Annotated in this window: 13 protein-coding genes; 12 read left to right on the top strand and 1 reads right to left on the bottom strand. The window is 51.0% G+C overall.

From position 1 onward, the window contains the following. Positions 1-62 precede the first annotated feature (62 nt). The 8 genes from ACKGJP_RS31125 (at position 63) to ACKGJP_RS31090 (ending at position 10,371) form a co-directional block, all read left to right on the top strand. Positions 63-1,520, top strand: coding sequence for an ABC transporter substrate-binding protein (locus ACKGJP_RS31125; protein WP_409342631.1), 1,458 nt, complete (start codon positions 63-65; stop codon positions 1,518-1,520). 92 nt (positions 1,521-1,612) lie between these two features. Next, entirely contained in the window at positions 1,613-2,560 is a 948-nt protein-coding gene (locus ACKGJP_RS31120; RefSeq protein WP_409342630.1) for a carbohydrate ABC transporter permease, read from the top strand. Positions 2,561-2,575: 15 nt separating this feature from the next. Then, positions 2,576-3,412, top strand: coding sequence for a carbohydrate ABC transporter permease (locus ACKGJP_RS31115; protein ID WP_409342629.1), 837 nt, complete (start codon positions 2,576-2,578; stop codon positions 3,410-3,412). A 26-nt stretch (positions 3,413-3,438) separates the two neighbouring features. Continuing rightward, the gene (locus ACKGJP_RS31110; protein WP_409342628.1) at positions 3,439-5,832 is read left to right on the top strand and encodes a hypothetical protein; all 2,394 of its coding nucleotides are present in this window, start codon (positions 3,439-3,441) and stop codon (positions 5,830-5,832) included. A gap of 168 nt (positions 5,833-6,000) precedes the next feature. Continuing rightward, the gene (locus ACKGJP_RS31105; protein WP_409342627.1) at positions 6,001-6,924 is read left to right on the top strand and encodes an AraC family transcriptional regulator; all 924 of its coding nucleotides are present in this window, start codon (positions 6,001-6,003) and stop codon (positions 6,922-6,924) included. A gap of 97 nt (positions 6,925-7,021) precedes the next feature. Next, a complete protein-coding gene (locus tag ACKGJP_RS31100) occupies positions 7,022-8,374 on the top strand; it encodes a DegT/DnrJ/EryC1/StrS family aminotransferase (protein WP_409342626.1) in 1,353 nt (450 codons plus the stop codon). 37 nt (positions 8,375-8,411) lie between these two features. Next, entirely contained in the window at positions 8,412-9,713 is a 1,302-nt protein-coding gene (locus ACKGJP_RS31095; RefSeq protein WP_409342625.1) for a neutral/alkaline non-lysosomal ceramidase N-terminal domain-containing protein, read from the top strand. 547 nt (positions 9,714-10,260) lie between these two features. Then, the gene (locus tag ACKGJP_RS31090; protein ID WP_409347299.1) at positions 10,261-10,371 is read left to right on the top strand and encodes an IS3 family transposase; all 111 of its coding nucleotides are present in this window, start codon (positions 10,261-10,263) and stop codon (positions 10,369-10,371) included. Between the two features lie 66 nt (positions 10,372-10,437). On the opposite strand, the gene ACKGJP_RS31085 is transcribed toward ACKGJP_RS31090, so the two are convergent. Further along, a complete protein-coding gene (locus ACKGJP_RS31085; RefSeq protein ID WP_409342624.1) occupies positions 10,438-12,777 on the bottom strand; it encodes an alpha-galactosidase in 2,340 nt (779 codons plus the stop codon). Between the two features lie 696 nt (positions 12,778-13,473). On the opposite strand from ACKGJP_RS31085, the gene ACKGJP_RS31080 reads away from it, so the two are divergent. From ACKGJP_RS31080 to ACKGJP_RS31065, 4 genes are all read left to right on the top strand, one after another. Then, positions 13,474-13,596 carry a hypothetical protein gene (locus ACKGJP_RS31080; RefSeq protein ID WP_409342623.1) on the top strand — a complete coding sequence of 41 codons (123 nt, stop codon included), beginning with the start codon at positions 13,474-13,476 and terminating at the stop codon, positions 13,594-13,596. Between the two features lie 316 nt (positions 13,597-13,912). After that, a complete protein-coding gene (locus ACKGJP_RS31075; protein ID WP_409342622.1) occupies positions 13,913-16,225 on the top strand; it encodes a helix-turn-helix domain-containing protein in 2,313 nt (770 codons plus the stop codon). A 162-nt stretch (positions 16,226-16,387) separates the two neighbouring features. Continuing rightward, complete coding sequence (locus ACKGJP_RS31070; protein WP_409342621.1) at positions 16,388-18,376, top strand: hypothetical protein; 1,989 nt, start codon at positions 16,388-16,390, stop codon at positions 18,374-18,376. A gap of 27 nt (positions 18,377-18,403) precedes the next feature. Continuing rightward, positions 18,404-19,996, top strand: a complete 1,593-nt coding sequence (locus tag ACKGJP_RS31065; RefSeq protein ID WP_409342620.1) for an extracellular solute-binding protein — start codon at positions 18,404-18,406, stop codon at positions 19,994-19,996. Positions 19,997-20,126: the final 130 nt, after the last annotated feature.

Raw genomic sequence — 20,126 nt, 5'->3', positions numbered from 1 at the left:
CGGTTTCGGCGATCGTGATACGTTTTTCGTGCAAGTCAATCACAGTCAGGGAGGAATACGCATTGAGACAAAAAATGAAAAAATGGGGGTTGTCAACGGTTAGCCTGTTGTTGGTTGCTTCTGTAACCGCTTGCGGCAGCAATGACCCGAACCCGACAAGCAGCGTCAAGCCGGCAAACAGCAGCTCGCCGGATGCAAGCCCATCCAACGTTTACCCCGAAAACGGACTTCCGAAAGATCAGAAAGTAACGTTGAAGTTCGGTTATTTTGAAAACGGTAATGGCAGAGAGTGGATCGATTATGCGATGGATACATTCAAGAAGAAGTTTCCGAACGTAAGTTTCGACACGACGTATTCGCCGAAAATCGATACGATTACAAGTACGAAAATATCTGCAGGCAACGATGACGACATGTTCGATATTTTCTCGACTTCCTTACCCGGAGGGACGGCCCCCAGCTTGGCGAAAGCGGGCAAGATTGAGACGCAGGATGATCTGTGGGAACATAAAGCTTACGACAATGGGAAAACGTTGAAAGAGCTTCAATCGGGCTTGGGCGTTTATGAGGCTACAGGTAACATTTCAGGGAAAATGTACTCGATTCCTTATGCTCAAAGTGTTACCGGTCTGTTCTACAATAAAACGCTGTTCGAGAAAAACGGATGGAACCAAAATCCGAAGACGTGGAAGGAGTTCACAGCGCTTGTCGATACGATCAAGGCAGCAGGACTGATTCCGATTACGTATCCGGGCAAATATCCGGCCTATTTGCAATTCTCGTTTGGCATTGCGAAGCAATTCGAGCTTGCTGAGGTCAACGGGAACCTGAAGGAGTTCGAGACGACCTACCGAAAATATGATTTGCCATACTTTATGTCTCCGGAAAGCCAGGAGTTGCACAAACGTATTTACGAGCTGGGTCAGAAGAAAGCGTTTCCGGACGGAATAGCCGCATTGACCCATACGCAATCGCAAATGCAGTTGCTGCAAGGGCAAGCCGCGCTAGCCTCGACCGGTGAATGGGTGCAGAACGAAATGAAGGATTCGATCCCGGATGGTTTCAAGTGGGGCTTCATGCTGGCGCCGATGGGCGATAAGCCGGAAAGCACGAAGCTTTATCAGAGCACGGTGAGCGGCGGCCACTATATTTGGGCGGCGAAGCCGGAGTTGAATAAGAAGTGGGCGAAGGAATTTATCGTCTGGCTGTGGAATCTGGACGTGCAGCAACGATTGGTGCAAGCAGGAACGCTTCCGGTACGAGTCGATTTCATGAATGATGCGGCGTTGGTTGACAAACTGCAGGATGCGCCGAAAGCTGTGCTGCAGTATTTGAAGAATAACCCGTTTAGAGGCATAAGCCCAGCGCAAAACGTGACGCGAAGCGAACCGGATGCCTTGAATGCGAAAAAGTTGATATCGGATGCGTTGAATGATATTGCATCCGGCAAGCAGGACCCGCAGCCGAAGTTGAAAGAGGCCGAGGAATTGCTGAAAAAAGCGATTGAGGCGAAGAAATAAGTCGACGCAAACACGTTCGAGCAACATTCGAGCACGCTGCGGAGCGCTAACGCGTCGGCGCTCCGCGAATATCAAGAGGGGGCGACATCATCATGAAAGAAATAAGGGTACCTGCCGCCGATTCCGCCCTTCACAGAAGCAGTTGGCAGCAGAAAGCCAGGTTTCAAAAACGGTTGTTTATCTTGCTGGCTTTGACTCCTGCCCTCGGAGGGTACATTCTGTTTACGCTGTACCCCAATGTGCTGTCTGTGTATTACTCGCTGCTCCATTGGGATGGCATCCAAAAACCTGTTTTTGTCGGGTTGAACAATTTCAAGCAGCTTGTTCACGACTCTTACGTTTGGCGGGCATTGTGGCATAATCTGCTGTTTATGCTGACGATTCCACCGCTTGTCATCTTCATTTCGCTGATTCTTGCTTATTTGTTGTCCAATAAAAGCTATCGGTTCAGTTCGGGATTGAAAGTGCTGTTTTTTTTCCCAAATGTGCTTTCCACGGTTGTCGTTTCATTATTATGGGCTTTTATCTACGACGGAAGCTTCGGCTTGCTGAATGCCATGCTTCGGTTGATCGGACTTGATGTCGGGAATTGGTATTGGCTGGGCGAAAAAGAAACCGCGTTGTGGGCGCTCATTCCTCCGTCTGTCTGGGGAGGAGTTGGATTCTATTTCGTTATTTTCATGAATGCGATGAGCACGATTCCGAAATCGTTGTATGAATCGGCGGTTCTCGAAGGGGCAAGCCATATGACCCGGTTATTTCGGATCACGTTTCCGCTGATGATGCCGATTATTCGTGTCTCCGCTATATTCATGGTGCTCGGCGTATTTAAAGGCTTTGAAAACGTGCTGATTATGACCAACGGCGGACCGTCAGGCTCGACAGAGGTAATCGGGCTTTATATGTTCGATATCGCGTTCGGTGACAGCACACGCAATTATGGTTACGCATCGGCGATCGGCATGCTGTTGTTCGTTATTCTTGTACTGGCGAAGCTGATCATCGACAAATTCACGGCGAATCGGGATGCCGAATACTAGGAAGGAGAAGCAGCCGTGAGAGAGAGACGAACGATCATCGATGCAGGGTGGATACTCCTCCTTCTGATCTGGTCGGTAACGATCCTGTTTCCGTTGATTTGGGTGTTCTATGAATCGCTCAGAACGAACCAGGAATTTTTCCAGGACGCATGGAAGCTTCCGAGTGAGCTGAAATGGTCGAATTATCGCAAAGCATGGGAAGCGTACGGCATTGGGCACGCGATGTTGAATACGGCTTATTATGTCGGTGCAAGTTTGGCGATCGGCACGTTTTTGACCGCGATTAACGCTTATGTACTGACCCGGCTGGAGTTTCGCGGGAGAAAGCTGGTGTGGGGACTCATCATGCTATCGCTGTTTCTGCCGGGGATTAACGCGCTTGTACCGCAGTATATTCTAATGCGGGATTTGCACTTGACCAACAGTCTTACGGGGCTCGTCATTCTGGACAGCTTTAGCGAGAAAGCGTTTTATTTAATGATGCTGGCCGGATTTATTCAATCGCTTCCGAAGGAGCTTGAAGAGAGCGCGGCGATTGACGGGGCGTCGATTTTTCAAATTTTTTTCCGGATCATCATGCCGTTGTCGACCGCTGGTATTGTGACGGTGGCGATCTTCAAGTTTCTCGGGTTGTACAACAGTTTTCTCGGGCCGTTTATTTATTTGAGCGATCCCAAGAAGTATACGATCGGGGTAGCGATGTACCAGGCAAACATGATTATGCAATATAGAACAGATTGGGTCACGTTATTCGCAGGACTTGTCATTACGATGGTTCCCTTGGTTCTTATGTATATTTTTCTGCAGCGCTCGATCATGGAGGGAGCAACCATGGGAGCTGTGAAAGGATAATCTGATTTAGATGGAGGAGGATAATCATGACAGATGCAAATGTAACGGAAAATGGAAAAGCGAAATTAGCCGGTGCAACCTCTGAAAATCAGCTTGAGCTTGAGATTACACATGTCGGCGTTGGTGATGGCAATGGCTCACATCCTGTTTCGACTGAAAAACGGTCGGAGGAGCCCGGCATCCATATAAGCCGCAGAAAGCTGCTAACGTCCTTCGGCATGGCCGGTGCGGCCTTAGCCGCGGGCAGCATACTCCGGGGAGCGTCAACGGCTTACGGGAAAGAGGGTTTATCGGTTACCGATAACGTATACGAAGGGTCTAACGACAAGGGCCAAATTCCCCCAGGAATAGCGAAGAAGCTTGAGCTTATCTCCCATAACGAGCTGGCAGGTCGTGAGATGGCTGGAGCCCATCCAGCGAGCGCGATTTTGGATTCAAGCGGGTTATCCCAGCAGCAGGTTAATGATTATAATCGCTGTGTTGATTCCATTTCCGACATGCTGGCCATCATTTCACAGCAAAATGGTATGCGTGTTGCTGTAAAAGGGTATCATTCACCCGACATTTTTATCGAACTTAATCCGTATAAGGGTGGCGGTAACTTTATTTGGGATGCTGCAAGTACATCTCCAGCAAATGGCGGTACAGTTTTTCAAGTTTCCGGAATTGCTACCGGTCGATGGATTCGCTTGGATTGCTCTGAAGTTACCGTAGAGATGTTCGGCGCAAAAGGTGATGGTGTCTACGATGATCGACCTTCATTTCAGGCTGCTATTAACTACCTGCACGGGCGTGGCGGTGGTGAGTTAGTTGTTCCAAAGCCTGTAGTAGAGTACCGCTGGAAATCCTATGATCCTACAGACTCCGCATGTTTAGTTATTCCTGCGCCAACACGAAGCATTTACTTAGATCCTATCTCGATTCGCGGTACGGCTAACTTAACGTCTATTAAAGTGGATTTAGGCACAGATATTACCATTGAAGCCGCAATTCTATTGAAAGGCGGCGGTCTGTATAAGAAATTTGAAAACTTATCGGTATGGGGTGGGGCAACCAAAACAACTCCAAACTGTAATTATGTTCTAAAAGGTTCAGACACCTATTACCCGAATATGGCTATTCGCCAATGCCAATTCTATGTTGCAAAGAAAGACTGTGTTCGTCTGGCAACCTATGTGACATTGCTTGAGCAACTTCAAACGGCCTATTCTCCACGCGGAATTGTTATCGCAGGATCCGGGGTTAATGATTCAGGTGTATGTACTTCTGTGACATTAAATAGTTGCTATGCTTTAGACCATACAGAGTTCGGTTACTGGTTCGGTGAGTCAACCTATATGACGTTCAACTCATGTGCAGCAGATCACATCATTAATAACACGGGTAATGGTGTAGTAGCTTATCCGTACTATATTGATATTGCGCGAGGTGTAGCCCTTAATGGCTGCGGTGCTGAAAGTTCTACTCGCATTATGAAAGTCCGTGTTGCACAAGGGTTGACTATTAATGGATTTATGACATTATCAATCGGCAACGCCACAACTCCGCCAGACCACTTAATACGAATTGACGGTGGTCATTCTACCACAATCTCAGGGTTATGGAATCATAATAAGAAGGGTGCGACTTATGTATTATCGCTGGGGAATACATTCTCTGCTGAAAGCGTCACCATTCTTGATCAGAGTATTTTTGCTACAGAAGTGACTTATTCATCTAATTGGCGATTTGAAAAACCTATCCGATTCATATTGAATGACTTTTCTAAAAAGACACAGGATAACACGTTAACAAACACAGGTAATGCCACAACAAACACGACTAATTTAGCGAATTTAACAAAATTAGCTTACGATACGGAGTTAGTTCATGATGTCATTATTCGATTACCGTCAGGAGATTACGAAATAAACGGAACCGTTTATTTGTGTAATTCAAAAACCCGTGGTGTGGGTAGAGTTCGCTTAATTGGCCATGCAGATGGAACAAGTAGAATTGTGTTTTCCGGTAATGGGGGGATTTCATTTGGAATTCCAAGCCAACTGTCTAGTGTTGACTTCACTGTGGAAAATGTAGAGTTCTACCTGGGACCTGCGATTAATGTTAGTAATAAAGGCGTATCGTTCTATAAAGCAAACGTAGCATTTACAAATGCAAAAATTACATCGGCCAATGGGGTTAATCAATACTACTCTGCCGGTCAAGCGACGTTAACGTTGGATAATAACTCAAGAATCACGACGCCGCTGTTTGGTGCAATTGAGGTTGCTTACAGTTATAAAGCTACTGCCGCTCCAACAAACAGCACAAAATTGCCAGCAGGAACCATATTTAAAGCGTCTGACCCTAATGCAACTCGCATCGGTTGGATTAATACAGCAGACAATGGTGCAAACTGGCTTCCTATGGTGGTTACTTAAGATAAAGCCCTTCGGGGCTTTTTTATTTTATGGGATCAAGTTCTTGACAAAACAAAAGACAAAAACTACTTACAAATGCGGGAGTGTCCAATCAACCTGTATTTAAGCTGTTTCGTTTTGTGCTACAATGTTCGTAAATACCGTGGTCCCCTTGGAGGCGCGATTCAGTTGAGCAAATATCCAATGATCGACATAAGCTTGACGCAGGAAACGTTCCCTTTTCCCATCGTAATCGGCAGAGCGGTTCAGAGGCAAACTTGGATACCACCCCATCACCATCAGTTCTATGAACTCTCGTTCTACGTGCAGGGAAGCGCTCTGGACCTGGTCAACGGCCAAATGATAAGAGCGTCGCGGGGGACGGTCATCTGCAAGCTGCCTCACCGCATTCATGAATCGAGGGTTGAGAAGGGACAAACCTATTCCAAATACACGTTGATGTTCGACGTGGATATTTTGCTGGAATCGGAGATTGATTCCGGAATGAGAAGGTTTTACTACTTCGTTTCCGATGAGAATCGCGCCCCTTTCTTTCAATTGAACGAGGAACATACGGCGTTCATGGAGCGGCTGTTCCGCGAAATAAGCGACGATTACGATTCGGACCGTCCGTTCAGGCAGTCGTTCATCCGCTCGAAGCTGATCGAAATTCTCATTTGCATCGCCAGAAGCCAGAGCGGAAGCGAAGCTCCGGAGAGCTCGGCTGCATCGGCCGAACCGGCCTTGTACGGCAATGTCAAATCGAACAATACGAAAATCTCGCAAGTGCTGCAATATATCAACAGCCATTATTTGGAGGACATGTCGCTTGGCAGCCTGTCGCAGAAATTCGCTGTCACTACCCCCTACCTGAGCAAAATGATTAAGAAAATAACCGGCATGAATTATACGGAATACGTACACGAGCTCCGGATCGAGATGGCCTGCAGCCTGCTCGTCTCCACCCGCATGAGCGTTCTCGATGTATCCGGGGAGTCCGGGTACGGCTCGTTCAAGACGTTCTCCCGCGTTTTTCTCAAGAAGAAGGGCATGACGCCGCTGAAATATCGCAATGTCAATACTCCGACTCCCGAATCGAGAAAAAATGAATAGGTTATAAAGTGAGACAAAATGGTTAACTACTGGCCGGAAACGGGTTATCTCTTCCTTTATGATGGACGTAAGAAACGGGATAGAGGAGACGATAACGATGAAAATGAACGAACGATTGGCCTTATTCGGAGGCACTCCGGCAGTGCAGTCCGGTCGTGGGGATATGTTCAAATGGCCGATTATTACGGATGAGGATGAAGCCGCCGCCCTGGAGGTGCTCCGCAGGGGAGCCATGTCCGGCACCGACGTCACGCTGCAGTTCGAAAAGGAGTTCGCCGCCTGGCTGAACAAGGAGTACGCGCTGGCGTGCAATACCGGCACCGCCTCCATCCATGCGGCCATGTTCGCGTGCCAAATCGGCGTGGGCGATGAAGTCATCTGTCCGAGCCTGACCTACTGGGCGTCTGTGCTTCAGGTGTATTCGCTCGGCGGAACGCCCGTGTTCGCGGAGGTAGACCCGGTGACGCTGTGCATCGACCCCGACGATATCGAGCACCGTATTACGGAGCGGACGAAAGCGATTATCGTCGTTCATTATATCGGCTATCCTGCCGATATGGATCGGATCATGGAGATTGCCCGGAGGCATAAGCTGAAGGTGATCGAGGACGTCTCCCATGCGCAGGGATCGCTGTACAAAGGCCGCAAGCTGGGAACGATCGGCGACATCGGCGCCATGTCACTCATGACCGGCAAGTCGTTCGCGATCGGGGAAGGCGGCATTTTGGTGACGGACGACCGCGAGCTGTATGAACGGGCTGCCGTATTCGGCCATTATGAGCGTTTCGGCGCCAACATCCAGACCGAGGATCTGCAGCCGTTCGCCGGACTGCCGCTCGGGGGCTACAAGTACCGCATGCACCAATTGAGCTCGGCTGTAGGAAGGGTGCAACTGAAATATTACGAACAGCGCATTGCGGAGATCGACAAGGCGATGAGTTATTTCTGGGATCAATTGGAGGGATTGCCGGGAATCCGCGCACATCGGCCGGACAAGGATTCGGGCAGCACGATGGGCGGCTGGTACAGCCCGCATGGTTTCTATGTGAGCGAAGAGCTGGAAGGACTGTCCATCACCCGGTTCTGCGAAGCGCTTCGGGCGGAAGGTGCCGCCGACTGTTCGCCGGGATGCAATCTGCCGCTTCACCTGCACCCGCTGTTCCATGAAGCGGACGTCTACGGACACGGCAAACCGACTCGGATCGCCCATTCCGCGCGCGACGTCAGAGAGGAACCGGGAAGCCTGCCGGTCAGCGAAAAGGTGAACACCCGCGTCTATGGCATTCCGTGGTTCAAGCATTGCAGGACGGAGATCATCGATCAATATGTGGAGGCGTTCCGCAAAGTCATCGGCAGCTACAAGGAGCTGTTGGCGGGCGATCCGGGCGATCCGGCGAGAACGGGCAATTGGAACTTGTCCCGCGTCACTTCGGCGGGGCGCCGAGGCTAATATTAAACGATTCTCGATAAAGAAGCGAGGGACAACCATGAAAATAAAGCTAGGGACGGCGAAGGCGGATATTACACCGCCTTTTCCTGTTCCGCTTGCCGGCTACTCCAATAGAAGGGATGTATACGATGATGTTACCAGGCCATTGTCAGTGCGGGTTTGGTTGTTCGATCAGCCCGAAAGCGACGGCGGAGAACGGCGAAAAGCGCTGCTGGTGCAAGCCGACCTGATCTGGTGGGGCTCGGACCATGTACATGCATTGAAGAGAAACATACAAGACAAATGGAACATTGATCCGGAATATGTTTTTTTTCACGCTTCCCACACGCATGGAGGCCCTCAAACAACAGACCAATTTAGTCCGCTATTGGGGCTTATGGTAACGGAGTACATCCGCTTTTTGGAACAGATGCTGGATCAGGCTATTGCGGAGGCGCACGAAAATGTGGAAGCCGTAACCATGGAGAAGGGAACCGGCATTTGCGAAGGTATCGGCATCAATCGCCGCAAGATCATGGATGGTACGGCCGTCTTTGCACCCAATCAAGAGGGGCCGAATGACAACCAAGTAACGGTTATCCGATGCTTGACTGCGGATGGGCGAACGAAAGGCTTGTTGTTCCACTTCACCTGCCATCCTACGACTACGTCAGCCAACCTAGTGAATTCGGAATATTGCGGTGTCGCTATGGAGCTGTTGGATCAGTCGATGGGGGATGGTGTCAGTTGTTTCCTTCAAGGCTGCTGCGGAGATATTCGTCCTTCTTTGATCAGAGAGGGTCAATTTTATGGCGGGAACGACGAGGATATTCAGAGAGCCGGCGCAATCCTTTCGGAAGCGGTAGAGGGCATTTTGAACAAATCGATGAAAAAGCTGGAAGCGGCCCGGATCGAAGGATGGGTCGCGCAAGCGGAGCTGCCGTTTCGGGATATTCCCTTGGATAGATATATGGGAGAGTCTGCTCAAGGGAAAGAAATCGTGCAAGTTTGGAAAAATATGATGGATACCGAGCCGTCCGGGAAGAAGGATGCCGTCACGTTGGATGTGCAGCTTCTGAAGCTGGCGGAAGGATTCGCATTGATGGGGTTAAGCGGAGAAATGGTGGTGGACTATGGTTTATGGATCAAAAACAGGTCTGCCGGTCACATTCTGCCACTCGGTTACAGCAACGGGATGGTCGGTTACGTTCCTACCGCCATACAAATCGAAGAAGGCGGGTATGAAGGTGTCAGTTCGGGCTATGTGTTCGGATATCCCGCTCCGTTTGCGTCTGATGTTGAAGCCCGTGTCAAAGGGGCAGTAGGCGATTTGATGAATAAAATGAAACAGATTGAGTGAGTTCCGCTGAAGGATTCAGGATGGACGGGTACAGCAAATCGAGGGCGAGCAGCAATAGGCTCGCCCTCCCGGCATCTCGCAGCAGCGCGGATTACCAAATCTTTAACGCCTGCGGTTACAAGCGTATTGGGCTAATCCATTTCAATCTTGATACGATTACCCTTGCGCCTAAACCATATTCGGACGTCCCGATAAAGGTGCTGTCCTGTGTAGCATTCGTTACCGTAAAGCCTGCAGCCAACATATATCCGCCGTTCATGTTGACCAGATTCCGTTCCGAGCTCTTGATTAGCTGCTTCGTGGCAGGATTAAATTTCGCTATCCATAAAGGGGCGCGATACCGGGTTACAATTGAATTGTCGGGATCCGCGCTTTGCCGCGTATAGACGGGAAGGAAAAGGTAACCCCAAATCAATTGATTTTGATTTGGGGTTGGTTCTGCGAGGTTTTCCGATGAAGCCGCGACCGGCGCGGACAATATGGACGGATGCTACCAACGCCGCAGGGAAGCTGTCTCCCAGGCCAAACATCGGTGTTATGTTAAGAGATAGCTCGACGTTTAATTGCCAACTACATCGCCTTTTACAATAAGGAACGGTTCCAGAAAAAACTTAGCGACCGCTCTCCGGTGGAATACCGGAAAACGATCGCCGCATGAGCGCTCTTTTTTCTCCTGCTTAACGGGGATACGACCATCGGAACGTTTCCCGGCAGCCTCATTTTTTCATTCCAAAATGACCCTCTCTTCCCCGACATGCAGCAAGTTGCGAAATTCTGCTTCGTCTTCCGGTTCGAAATCAATGCGCCAAGTGAGTGTCTCTGTTCGAAACGCCAAAGGCTTGAGGACAATTAAGCTTTTATCCATTGGGACTTTTGCGGTTTGAAGCCCTTCATATTGAACGGGCTTCCACCCTTTCGGAAGCTTCAAGAACAAATTCCCTGCTTCCCCTTTTGGCCGGATGCATACACCGCTCAAATAGCGTTTGTTCGGATTCCACTCAAGCTGCTCGATTTCGACCCCTCCTTGGGTTACATGCATATCGGTCCCTATCAGCCAAGGATGCGGCCTCGACCTGGCTATTCGAAATACCCGGATATGATGGGGGGGCACCTCGACTTCGAGACGGTCTTTTATTTCACCCAAATACATCTCGTTCCAAAAATCAAACACGGTGTAGGTAGGGCCGTGTTCCAACCCAAGTTTGTCCAGCGAGAGCTCCATTTTTACGGTAGTAGGTTCGGTATTCAAGACGCCGATAACGTTCCATTCGTCCCAGCCCTTCTCGACCTTCAAATTGAATATTTTGGGCCAATCCGGATATACGGCGTCAAACAAGTCTGCCGGTTTTGCCATCTTGTTGTATGGCGGAAGCGCCTTCTTGATAAGCGCAAGCCGTTCTTCGCCAATGGTCGAAATATCGTCCCCGAGCATCACGGGACCGCCTGACAAAGCAAACATGCTGACCGTGATAATCGCTTCGTTCAAAGGAACAGGCTTATCGATGGTCATCACATTGAAAGCGTCGTTATAATACAACTTCCGATCCGTAAAATAAGTGTTGGCCATTGTGGTCGATACTGTTCGAATCAAATTCCACGTATTGATCGTATACATGGCAGGGTATTCATTCATCCCTTTTATAAGCGGACGTCCTTCACCGCAATCGGGGGCAACCCTTACAGCATCGACACAACCGATGTTTTGGAATGTTGTTCCGGTCGAAGACAAAATATACGCATCCTCGCCTGCAGCTTCCCGGATCGTTTTCAAAGCCTCTCTGTATACTTCGGGACCTTTCACCTTGGAGCGGTCGAAATATTCATCATAGAGGAAGTGTCCCGGGGTCGAGCCTGATCCCGCATAAAGAAAATCGATCATATAGTACCTGATCCCCAGCTTCTGATAAAATTCAAAGGTTCGCTTCAAAAAGTTAACCGTATCGGGATGACTTCCATCCAGGCAATAGAAGCCAGCCCGTTCGTCAGGCGGCAAATCGCCGGACTTCCCGAACCTCCACCTGGAATTGCATTTGACGAACTCTCCTTGCCTTTTTAACAGATGATGCTTGTGTTCTTCAAACAGGGGACTCAGTTTGTCCGGTATCCAGAAAGGAGCGATCCAAAAGCCAAGACGTTGTCCGTTTTTCGCCAATTTGGAAACAAGCCATTCGAGATCGTGGGGGAACGTCGTTTTGTTAAATGCTGTCCAGTTTCCCGGCAGCATATCCTTAAAATTGCCGATGCTTACCCAGAAATTCGTGACATCAAACCCTTCGAGTCTCGTTTGGATGGCGGCGGAATTCTCCAGCACAAGTTCTTCATACGTTTGTTGGGTAAAACCGTCCCTCCATGTCCATCCTCCGAGCCAGCCGACGGACGGTTTCGGGGCTATCCGGGGTTTGTAATAATGGCCCACCTTCGTTGCCCAATTTTCCAAAGACGCGTAAGGATCGTATGACCAATCGCACCCGATCGTTTCGGACTCGATTTCCTGATCCGGCTGAAGCTCATAATCATCAAAGTCGCAGTAACCATCAACATGAATCTTGTTGTGAGACGTGCTGTATGCAATCTCCGTATTTATTCTGTCAAAGGTCATAAAGCTGCAGTTGAATGCAAGTTTATGGGACCGATTATATAGCAAACCGACAGTTTTGCTCCGGTGACAGTTGTTTTCAGAATAAAGCTTTTTCACATAATTATCGGTAACCCAGGCCGTTTGACAAAGCGCCACCGTTTCCTCGGCTCCCTCGCCAAGATCAATATTGCCGCTCTCGTGCAATAAATGGCATTTCCCGAGCTTAATGACTGTTTTCCCAACATTTTTGACCCGGGCTTTTATGGTCAAGAAGCATTCCTCTTCATATAACCGGAACGAGATCGCAAACTTCTTCCCCGTACCTGAGGCGCCACTATAGGCAACAAGTTCCGAGTATCGTCCATGCAAGTCTTTGCCTTGATTCATTTCGACCGAATCGGTTTTCTCCAGACAGCGGATCTGGGAGTCATCTATTTCCCATACGAGCGAAAAGGATTCCATGACCAAGCGTTGATCTGCAGTCATTGACCATGTTCCTGCAACGGAATCAAATGAAATTGCTCCGAATTTGTTACTTAACGGGTATAACATGCCTATATACACCTCTAATTTTGATTTTTTATGGTTTTTGCGATGGAAGAGCTTCGGACGATCGGTCGACCTCCTTCTTGTTGGTGCAAGCCGTTCCACAGCCAGCAAAGATGCGATTGAAGCTAACATGACCTATTTTTTGTATTGCATGGCGGGTGCCCTCCCTATTTTTTTATATTATCTCTTGCTGTACGGTGCGGAAACAGCACATATCGTCTGCTTTTATTGTCATATTATCTTTGCTTCTCAGTATGTGACTGCGTGCACGTTTTTCTACAATAAAGGCGTACGGAAGCGAGGGGCATTCGCTTGGATCAACAAAAAGCGCTGCTGAGTATTGTTAACTCGCTGGAGCTGGAGTATTTCGCTTGCGGCACGACAAGACTGGCTTCTCCATCTTCGACTTTATCGAAGCCCCGGTCACAACCCCAGTATCACTCAAGCAGCGCTGGTTCGCCTTCGAGGAAGAATGCGGGAGGCGGGTATTCGGGTGGACGAAGAGACGCCTCATCTTTATATAAAAGTACAACGACATGATTCTCCGAACAAAGAACCTTGATAATGTCAAGGTTCTTTGCGTTTTCAGGGTAATTTCATGACGTAAAAATACAGACATGAAACTACCCGGAAGTGATCCTAGCGTCAAGAATTAAGCTGAAGGCGAGCGAGCGCGGCTTCGAATCATGGCTGCGGTTCGACGACGTCAAGGTCGTGGAAGCGCAAGACGAGTATTCGCCTGAAGTGCGCGAATAGCAGGAAAAGCGAAAGGGACGCAGGGAAACCGGGCGTCTCTTTTGTTTGATTGCCTTCGGTTCTTTTATTTCGCAAACTGCTCATATTTTGCTTCCGCCGCAAATTTGATCATTGAGTTTCAGGACGACTCCAACTATAGTTGGGTTTATGCGGGTTGTCGCCGTTCTTATAGGATTGACGCGCGTTCCGCACACGACAGTTATTGGTTGATAGCCGGTAGCTGTTATTGGCATTTCATTCGGAGAGGTAACTCTTTTCCGGTATCGCATTGGCAAAATAAAGGCGTCCAAGCGCCATTCAATCTGGAGGTATGTGCATGAAACGGATAAGCGGGCGGTTCGGAACGGTATCGTTCAAAAGAAAACTGGCGCTCTACTCCATCGCGATCAGCGCGGTTCCCGTGCTGGTGGTCGGCCTGCTCTCCTCGTCGATCGCGTCGCGCAGTATTCAGGAGGAAGTCGACCTTAATCACCAGGCGCTGCTCAAGCAGGTCGAATACCGGCTGAACCACCTGATGGAAAACCTGGGCATTCACGCCGTCTCCATCGCTACGAACGTTACGGTAGAGCGATCAGTCGAATCGGGGCCACCGGACCGCAACGATGTCAGCCAAACGATGGATATGATGGAGACGCTGCGCAAGCAGGTGAACTTTTCGCCCATCCGCTACGACGTCACGCTCATCTATAAGAAGTTCGATCACGTATACTCCTCCGTCCATCAATCCACTCCTTATTCGCGATCCGTTTACGAAACGATTATGCAAAATACGCAAACGAACCGCAACGCGCCTTTCGTCGTGACGCCGAATACGTACAACAACAAGGAGCTTATGCTGTTTCGCCCGATCCCACTTCATTCCTATTATACGGAAGGAATCGTGGTGCTGAGCGTATCCATCGCGGAACTGTCCAAAGTGCTGGGCGACAGCGAAGAGAGAAAGCAGTATCGGGGACGGATGGCGGTAGTGGACAAGGACGGCAGGGTGATGATCGGCAGCAACAGCGACGATATTGGCGCAAAGCTGGCATCGACTACGGATTTGTATCAATTCTGGAAAAATCCCGAAGAATATGACGGCCTTATCCGAATTGACGGCGTTCCGTACAAACTTTCATCCCTAAAGCTGAAAAATTACGATTGGACGATCATCGCGATGACGCCGACGGCCGAATTGTCAAAGCGATCCGCCGCAATCAAAAAAATAACGTGGGAGATCATCGGAGCGCTCGTCGCTTTCTGGTCCATTGTGGCGCTGACGGGCTCCAAAAGGCTGTATGTTCCAATCGAACGCATGCTCAAGCGAGTGCCGGCGGAATATGCAGGCAGCATGAAAGGAGCGGACGGGCTGAAAATGCTGGAATCGGTATTGAACGAAACGATCCGCGATAACCGCCATTTGCGCAGCGAAATTAACGCCCATTTGCCGTCCCTGAAGGAGAACCTGTCGCGTCATCTGCTATGGGGGGACATGACGGATGCGGAAATTCGCAACAAGCGCGATCAGCTCGGGCTGCCGCTGCACGGCTCCGCGTTCCGGGTTTGTCTCGTCACGGCGGACGATTACGCGATGCTTACGGAAAATTACCAGGGGAAAGACCAGTCCCTGATCCAATACGCGCTGCGCAAAATGGCCGAGGAAATATGCGAAGCGGTCTTCCCTTGTTTGGCCTTGACTACGCAGCCGGGCCAGGTGGCGCTCATTATCGGCGAATCCGGCGGAGGTGAAGCGGAGGTGGAGACGGAGCGGAAGCTGGGAAACATCGCCGCGGAAATTCGGCTTGCCGCGGAGCAGTATTTCAAATTTACCGTAAGCGTCGCGATAAGCCGTTCCTATAAGAACTATCACGGCATCAAGCAGGGTTATCGGGAAGCGACGGAGCTTTCCGCTTACCGTATCCTGATGGGACCGAATGTCACGATAACCGAACAGGAAACCGAGCCGGCTATCGCACAATCGGGCCGCGAAATCGTCAGCCTTCAGAAGAGCATATTAACGAATCTGACCGGCGGCGGCCTTGAAGAAGCGAACGGACTGTTATCCAAGCTGGCCGGACGAATCGGCGAATCGGTCGCGAGCCCGGAAACGATGTTCGGCATTTTCGATTATTTGCTCGTCGAGCTCGATTCGCTTCTGCATGAGTATGGCTGCGAGCTGCGGGACATTTTTGCGGAGGATTTGCATAAAAAGCTGCACAGCTTAAGCACGCTCTCCGCTGTGCAGGATTGGCTGGCCGGTTCCGTATTTCCTTCCGTCGTCGCGTATATGGATACCGCGCAGGTATCGCGGCAAGACAAGGCCGTGCAGCATGTTTTGCAGCATGTGCATGACGGATGGGACGCCGATCTGCAGCAGATCGCCCGGCAGCATGACATTTCGGTTTCGCATTTGAGCCGGTTATTTAAAGAGAAGACCGGGGAGCATTTCTCCGACTACTTGATTCGGGAGCGCATGACGAAAGCGCAGGAATGGCTGCTCCGCACGAACATGCCGGTTAAAGAAATCGCCGAGCGGCTCCATTATTCGACCGTGCAAAATTTCAACCGGACATTCAAGCAGTTTACAGGCTTGCCGCCGGGCGCGTTCCGGAAGAAGGCAGAAGAAGAGGAGAATGGAACGGAACATTGACGAGCGAACGCGATTCAGCCGGTCTGCTCCCGTTTTGCATCATTGGTTCTTTCTTTTCCACCCCTCCAATACGTGATTATTGCCGTTCATTCGCAAAAGAAGATAGGCTGAATGTGCCGAACAGGCGAGTTCACATAGGGGGAAGGGAGTCGATGCAAATACATGAAGGCAATTGAAGCGGAGAGATGGCGAGGAGAAATAAAACGGGCAGCGATTCCGTACGGAAGGGATCCGTTTATCAACACCCCAATGCTTCAGATCGGGAAAGGAAGCGACGGAGAAGAACGGTTTTGGATCAGCTCATGGAACAGCGTCAGCGGCACCATAGGCATAGTCGTCACCGAGTCCGGCAAAGAACGGATTTACCGTTTTCCGTCCATCCATTCCGGATTTTACAGCGCCGCCCAAGAGGACGGCGACACGCTATGGCTGTGCGGGGACCTCTCTCGCGTCGTTCGGCTGACGCTGAGCACAGGCGAGATCGAATGCTGCGAAACCGGCGCGCCGTCCGCCCTTGTTTTTCAAGGAATGGCACTCGATCAGGCGACAGGGAAGCTGTTCGCGGCCGCGTTTCCGCCGCCGTCGACAGCGGCGTTCTCCTTCGATTATCGGAATCGAAGGCCGGTTAAACAGTATGCGGAAGTATGTCGGGAGCACTATATGCGGGCGGCATTTGCGAACGGCGACGGCACGTTCAGCATCGTGATCGATAACCCGGATGTTGCGCTGCTGCAGTGGGATCCGCGGAAGGAAACGGTTGAGTCGGTCGTGCTGGGCGAAATAGCCGGGCTTATCCCGAACCCGTCGCAAAGAAGAGAGCATGTCAAACGTTTGATCCGCAGCGAGGAAGGATGGACGTATTTCCCTTACTGCGGCTGGTACGACCCGCTAACGAGACAAATCGTAAGCGGTCCTCCGCTCCCTGAGCGGGAGATGGAATGGTTTGCCAGAAGAGGGAGCCGGGTGATGGGCGTGCATACCGATTTTCAGAATGCGTCCATAGCGGTTTGGAATATGACGACCGGCCGCGTAACCGAAATTTGCCGTATTCCCGACGCGAACGCCTTCAGCGTAAACATTACCGATTCCGGAGATATAGTAGCCGTCAATCTGTACGGGGTATTTTACCGGTTTGACGGAGAGACCGGCGCGCTTCTCGTATCGAAGCGGCTTCCGGCCGATTCGGTTGCGCACGTCGACTGTTTATGCCGGATCGATCGGGATCGGCTGCTCGGCACCCCCTTCATCACCCAACGCTTTTGGGAAATCGACTTGAGGACGGACAAAGGGACCGACTGCGGCAGGGCGGCTCCGGGAGTCGGAGAAATATTGCTTACTTGGAACGTCCAGGGAAAGGTGTACATGGCCGCCTACGCGGGCGGAGAACTCGTCGAATACGATCCCGCCCGGCATCCCTGTTTTCCGGAAAATCCCCGCGTGGTCGCCGATCCGCCGGGGGGCATGCGTCCGGTTGCGGGCGCCGCCCACGGCCATCTTGTTTATTACTCCTGCAGTCATGAATACGGCATTTTGGGATGCGTGTTGACCCGATACGATACGATTTCCGGCATCGCCGCTTACAAGGACGACCCCGTCCCTGGACAAATGATACGCAGCCTTTGGCACGACGGCGAAACGCGCGGTCTGATCGCAGGTACGACGATGGATGCCGATTGCCAAAGCTGCCCGCCCGCCTCGCCGGCTTGCTATTTCGTCCGTCTTGACGAGCGCGACCTTTCCGCCGTGCGGAAAAGCCCAGCGCCCGAGGGAACCCGGATCGCGACGGTATGCGGTCCAATGGGACAGGGGCGTTATTTGTGCACCGTATCCGGCGATTTCTCAGGAGACGGCCGTACCCGGATGTTCGTACTCGACGCGGAACGGATGAGCGTTCCCGGGCTGGACGAGATGGATATCGTCCCCGGGGATACGCGCAGTATCGTCGGATCTGGCATACCAGGCTTGTTCGTGATATGGAATGGCAACGCTTTCGAATTATGGGATATGAATGTGCAAAGGCGTTTGCAGCTTCTGCATGAAGAAGAGGCTGCGTACCATTGCTTCGTCCAGGACGATTCCGTCTATCTGGTGACGCCTGGAGAAGTCGTCATTCTCGAAGGCTGCCTGTCGTCCTTCCGGGAAACGATCTAAATTGAGGAGAGAGAAAGGGGAAACAGCATGTCTACATTCAAACGAAAAGCGGCGCTCGGGGGACTGGCGCTTATGATGACTGCGGCTATCGTCGGTTGCGGAAAAAACGGGGAACCCGGGCAAACCGGCGAAGTTTCGGAAAAAGGAGCGGCTACTGCCGGGCCAAAAGCGACGCTGAGTCTGCTGACGTCGCATGCGGGCGCCGCCTATGCCAAAGGAGTGAAGGTGGCCGACGACCCGTATCTCAAGGAATTGTCCAAGCTTTCGGGCTACGACCTGCAATTCGAATTTTTAGGCCATGCGCAAGATTACGAACAGCAGCTTACGGTCCGGTTCGCCTCGAACAATTTGCCGGACATGATCCGGACGTACAGCATCGAAGCTCCGATGCATCCGGGCGCGGTGGAGCAAGGTGTCTTCCGGGAGCTCGGCCCGCTTATCGACAAATACGGACCCAATTTGAAGAAAAAAATTCCGCAAGAAGCTTGGGACAGTCCGCAGGTGAGCAAGGACGGCAAAATTTACGGAATTCCCGCCTTCGGTGCGCTGCCGGCCGCCAAAGTCGTCTATGTCCGGCAAGACTGGCTGGATAAGCTCGGCATGAAGCAGCCGAAGACATTGGACGAATACTTGGCTTATTTCGAAGCGGTGAAGCAGAAGGATATGAACGGCAATGGCGATCCGAACGACGAATACGGCTTTTACGTTCGGGAAAATATGGCCTACGCCGATTTGTTCTTCAAAGAATTCGGCGCTTCGCCGAATGTTTGGAATATGAAGGACGGGCAGCTTATCCCCGACATGATCCGTCCGGAAATGAAGGACGCGATCCGATTCTGGAAGCAGCTATACGATAAGGGCTACATCAATCCGAATATGTTCACGAATAAAGGTGCGGATTGGGGAGCCGGCATCAAGCAAGGCAAAGCGGGCATGTGGGAACACGAAGTGATCAATTACAATTCGGACTGGAGGGCGGACACATTCGTCAATCAGCCGGACGCGAAAATCAGCTTGATCGAGCCTCCGATCGGACCGAAAGGGCCAGGTGGGCTGACTAAGCAGTATAGCGGCATTTCCTATGTATGGGTCATTCCGACTTCGTCGAAGCAGGCGGAAGCGGCGATCAAATTTTTGGACTGGGCTTGGTCCGATGATGCGAACAAGTTTTTTGCCTACGGGATCGAAGGAACGAATTATACAGTCGAGAACGGCGCGGTCAAATGGGACGCGAATGCTCCAATCAATAAAGAGAAAGGCGACTCCGTGTTCTACCAATTGTCGATCAATCCGCGCGGGGATGGCCGCATGGTTCAGGACGTGTTGAAGTTTTCGCCTAACTCCGATGTGCTTATTCGCGGCATCCAGATGGCGAAGGAAGCCATAATCAAGCACGATAGCCTGAACATGCCGGCGCTCAAGGCGCTCGAGACGCATCCGGAGCTTGTGCCCGGCACCGAAGCAGGGACGCTGTTCCTCGATATGTTTGCCAAAGTCGTCACCGGCAAAGAAGAGCTCGATCCTGCATTCGACAAGTTCGTCAGCGAGTGGAAGCGCCGTGGCGGCGACGAAGCGATTAAGGAAGCGACAGCATGGTACAACAAGAAGGCTAAAAAATAGAGCATCGTTCACCGGATAGATGGATCGGAGCGGATGGTCAGACCCTGCCGGAGAAACCGGAATCCGTATTTCCGGCATGGTCTCGGCTGAACGCATCCGCTGCGAAGGAGAGAAACGCTGTGTTGAACAG

The organism is Paenibacillus litoralis (assembly GCF_046244365.1).
GTDB lineage: Bacteria > Bacillota > Bacilli > Paenibacillales > NBRC-103111 > Paenibacillus_V.
The sequence above is the reverse complement of the archived record's forward strand: the minus strand, read 5'-3'. Positions and strand labels throughout refer to the sequence as shown.